The organism is Lamprobacter sp., from assembly GCF_034860625.1.
In the GTDB taxonomy this organism is placed as follows: Bacteria; Pseudomonadota; Gammaproteobacteria; order Chromatiales; family Chromatiaceae; genus Lamprobacter.
The window spans coordinates 1-3696 of record NZ_JAYESN010000274.1 but is presented as its reverse complement, the minus strand read 5'-3'; the positions used below and the strand labels follow the sequence as shown (position 1 = coordinate 3696).

Annotated in this window: 6 protein-coding genes; 4 read left to right on the top strand and 2 right to left on the bottom strand. The window is 62.4% G+C overall.

Going from position 1 to position 3696, the window contains the following annotated elements:
* Nucleotides 1–678 (top strand): polysaccharide deacetylase (locus VBE63_RS25950; protein ID WP_323685895.1); only part of this gene is annotated, 678 nt, incomplete at its 5' end.
* A complete protein-coding gene (locus tag VBE63_RS25945) occupies nucleotides 641–1006 on the top strand; it encodes a hypothetical protein (protein WP_323685894.1) in 366 nt (121 codons plus the stop codon). The genes VBE63_RS25950 and VBE63_RS25945, both read left to right, overlap by 38 nt.
* Before the next feature lie 14 nt (nucleotides 1007–1020).
* Here the strand turns inward: VBE63_RS25945 and VBE63_RS25940 are convergent, their stop codons facing one another.
* Nucleotides 1021–1191: a hypothetical protein gene (locus tag VBE63_RS25940; protein ID WP_323685893.1), complete on the bottom strand. Its 171-nt coding sequence runs from the start codon at nucleotides 1189–1191 to the stop codon at nucleotides 1021–1023.
* A 23-nt stretch (nucleotides 1192–1214) separates the two neighbouring features.
* On the opposite strand from VBE63_RS25940, the gene VBE63_RS25935 reads away from it, so the two are divergent.
* Nucleotides 1215–2129: a hypothetical protein gene (locus VBE63_RS25935; RefSeq protein ID WP_323685892.1), complete on the top strand. Its 915-nt coding sequence runs from the start codon at nucleotides 1215–1217 to the stop codon at nucleotides 2127–2129.
* Nucleotides 2130–2166: 37 nt separating this feature from the next.
* Complete coding sequence (locus tag VBE63_RS25930) at nucleotides 2167–3384, top strand: HupE/UreJ family protein (protein WP_323685891.1); 1218 nt, start codon at nucleotides 2167–2169, stop codon at nucleotides 3382–3384.
* 7 nt (nucleotides 3385–3391) lie between these two features.
* Here the strand turns inward: VBE63_RS25930 and VBE63_RS25925 are convergent.
* Nucleotides 3392–3696: MlrC C-terminal domain-containing protein (locus VBE63_RS25925; protein WP_323685890.1), on the bottom strand; the 305-nt coding region annotated here is incomplete at its 5' end.

The following is a 3696-nucleotide window of genomic DNA, read 5'->3' as shown; positions in this document are numbered from 1 at the left end:
CTGCCACGGGTAGTCAAGCTGATGGACGAGGAGGCCATTCCCGCCACGTTTTTCTTCCCCGCCTGGAGCCTGAAAATCGCCCCGCAGCAGGCGGCGCTGATCCAGGCATCCGGGCAGCATGAAATCGCCGTGCATGGGTGGATCCATGAGCGTAACAATACGCTGGACGCCGAAACCGAGGAGCGGCTGCTGCGCCAGGCCATGGACACCATAGAAGGCATCGCAGGCGAACGCCCGGTTGGCTACAGAGCGCCATCCTGGAACCACAGTGCGGATACGCTGCGCATCGTGCGCCAACTGGGCTTCCTCTACGAAAGCTCACTGATGGCCGACGATCGCCCCTACGAACTGCTGCAAGCGGGCGAGGCGACAGGCATGGTAGAACTGCCGGTGGACTGGATCCTCGATGATGCACCGCTGTTCAACCCACTGGGCGATCGCTATATGAACCCGCGGGACGTGATGCAGGTGTGGATCGATGAGTTCGACATGGCCTGGGAGGAAGGGACCATGTTCCTGCTTACCCTGCACCCTCACGTCATTGGCCACCGCTCCCGCCTGGTCGCACTGCAAGGCCTGATCGAGCATATCAAGGCAAAGGGCGGCGCCTGGTTTGCCACCCATGCCGAGGCCGCGCGCTATGTGCGAGAGCAAGCCGGGCTGGACCCGGCGCCGTGATCAAGGCGACTTTTTCAATAGCCTGTTCAGCAGCCATCAGCTTGAGTATTCTGTTACCCGGCATGTCGCTCAGTTACTTGGGGCAGCCATGGCCAGCGTAACCTTCGATACATTCAAACTTGTTGATCGGCTCAAAGCGGCTGGATTCGCAGATGATCAGGCAGCGACAATTGTGCGGATCATTAGTGAATCACAAGAGGAGTTATTGACCAAACAGGACTTGCAGCTTGAACTCGCACCATTGAAGTCTGATTTGGCCGTATTGAAATGGATGACCGGCCTCATGCTTGCCGGTGTACTGAGCCTTATTCTGACGTCTTTTTTCTAATCATCTTTGAGGAATCAACTGGCGCCAAGCGCGCGCGGTATCGCGGCATGCTGCTGGGGGTGCAGGGCGGCGACCGCCGTGCGCAGGGCCTCGCTGCCGCGGATGGCGCCGTAGCTCAGCCTGGCCTTTTGCAGTTCAGCGCAGTGCACCCAGTCAGTGCCAGCCAGCGCCAGCAACTCGCCCAAGTTCAGGACATGAGGTCGACCGTATGCTGAAGCTGAGCGACAGCCTGCTGCTCACCGCGGCCGCGGCCGGTATCACACTGGCACTGATGGGGTTGGCAGATGGAGGTAGAACCCCGCTGGATGCAGCGACCGCGGCGCGCGTCAATGAAGCACCAATTGCCACGGATGAATGGCGCAGCCTGCTGGAGCGGCGCGCGCAGGCGGGCGTGCCAGCGGAGGCCCTCACCGACACGCTCGATCAGTTGATTGACGAGGAGCTGTTGATTCAGCGGGCGGCGGAGCTGGGCATACTGCGCCGCGACTCGAATGTGCGGGTGGCCATTGTGGAAGCAATGCAAAAGGCCATCTTCAACGAGGCACGCGGGCACAGTGCATCTGAAGCGGAGCTACGCGCCTTTTATAACGACAACAGGGCGCTGTTTGCTGAGCCTCTTAGGCTGCAACTGGACGGGCTGCAACTGGAGGGTTTGCAACTGGAGGGTTTGCAGCTGGAGGGCCTGCAGGACAGCGGCGGCGTGGGGGCGGCTGGGGCGAGGGCCGGGGCAAAGGTCGAGGCAAGAGCGGTAGCAGCGATGGCCGCATTGCGCGCGGGTGTCGCCATCGAGGCGTTGGTAGCGTCCGATGCTGCGCTCTCGCCGTTGCAACTGCCACCGGTCGCGCTGAGCGTGGATGCTCTGAGCGCTCGTTTCCCCGAGCTTGCCACCGACACATTGACTGCGGCGGTGCAAGGCGAGGTGATCTCTCATGCCAGCGCGCGCGGGCTATACCTGCTCAGGGTTGTCAGCCGCCACGAGGCCAGCGTACCCGCCTTTGAGGCAGTACGGGATGCTGTACTCAATGAATGGCAGCTGCAGCGCCTGGACGCAGCCTACAAGGAACACCTCGGCTGGCTCAGGGAGCGCGCAGATATCCGCATAAATCAGCAGTTGGCTTACTGAGGTGTGCCTGCGCCGGCTCTTGCCGCTCTTGCCGCTCTTGCTTCCATTAACCGCCCTACTTCTGCTGCCTCTCTTACTACTGCTGCATGCACCGCAGCTGCACGCGCATTCGCTGGGCGAGAGCTATGGTGTGCTGCGCCTGGATACCACCGAGCGCCGCATCAGCGTGACCTACAACATGCGGCGGGATCAGTTCCTGCAGCTGGCCGAGCCACAGGTGTTTGCCCTGCGCACACCGCTTGAAGTGCTCGCAACTACCGTGCGCAACCGCTATCAGCTGCGCACAGCGGGCGCTGCCTGTACACAGAGTCGCTTCGCGGTGCGTGAATCCGAGGCGTTTCTGCAGGCCAGTTTTGTGGCGGTCTGCCCCGAGCCCGGGCCGCTGTCCCTGCACAACGATGCCTTCTTCGACCTGCTGCCTGATCACCTGCATTTTGTGCGCGTCAGCACCACAGATGGGCGCTTAATCGCCGAACAGGTGCAGGACCGCAGCATGCGAGACTGGGTGATTCCCGAGGTGCCCTCCACCGCGCTGACGCCGCTCGCCCAGCGCTATCTGCGCCTGGGGATGGATCACATGCTGTTCGGGTTCGACCACCTGGCATTTCTGGCGTCTGTACTGCTGCTGGCCCAGGGTTTGAAGCCGCTGTTGCTGGCGATCACCGGCTTCACTCTGGGCCACAGCGTGACGCTGGCACTCACTGTGCTGGGTTTTGCGGTGCCGAGCAGCGCGCTGGTGGAAGCCCTGATCGGCCTGACCATCGCGCTGGTAGCCGCAGAGAGTGTGTTTCTGCGTCAAGCACGCCTCACCACCTACGCCCTGCTGGTCTTTGGCGCGGGCGTCCTACTGGCGACTTACAGCGCGCTGCGCGGCTGGCCTGATCCAATCGCCATGGTGGGCATAAGCCTGTTTTTCAGCGCCTATCTGCTGTTGGCTGAGCGCAGACCGGGCTGGCGGCCCACCCTGCTCCCCCTGCTGACGGCGTTCTTCGGGCTGATACACGGCTTTGGCTTTGCCGGCTCACTGCTGGACATCGGCCTGCCAGGGGAACACCTGGCGGTGGCACTGGCCGTGTTCAATCTTGGCATTGAGATCAGCCAGGTCCTGATCGTGGCAGCCGTGCTGGCGCTGCTGGCCGCAATGCAGCGGCTGGTGCCACGCTCTGTGGCGCTGAGCAGCGCCGGGCATACTGCGCTTGCCAGTGCGCTGGTGGCGCTGGGCATGTATTGGTTTGCGCAGCGCGCCTTTGCCTGAGCGCGGGCTAGCGCCGCTCGGGTGGGGTACCGTAAGGATACATCTCGCTCAGGTCTGCATTCTCGTAGGTGAGTGAGTCCAGCCTGACCGTGCCGACAAACCCGCCTGGCGCGTCGACGATATAAATGGATCGGGCATAGCCGGTCTCGTCGAAGCCGCGGCGAAAGTGCACTCGGGACTTGGTAACGAAGGCCTGGAAATCATCCGGGTCCAAGCCGCCCACTTCCAGCTGTTCGGTCCAGATCACCTGGCTCAGTGCCGGTGTGATGATCAGTGCATTGCCCTCGCCGAAGGCCACCACCGCAATGGTAT

Excerpts from the sequence above, each read along its gene's own strand:
- VBE63_RS25945 (WP_323685894.1), top strand. The coding sequence starts at position 641 with ATGTGCGAGAGCAAGCCGGGCTGGACCCGGCGCCGTGATCAAGGCGAC.
- VBE63_RS25935 (WP_323685892.1), top strand. The coding sequence starts at position 1,215 with ATGCTGAAGCTGAGCGACAGCCTGCTGCTCACCGCGGCCGCGGCCGGT.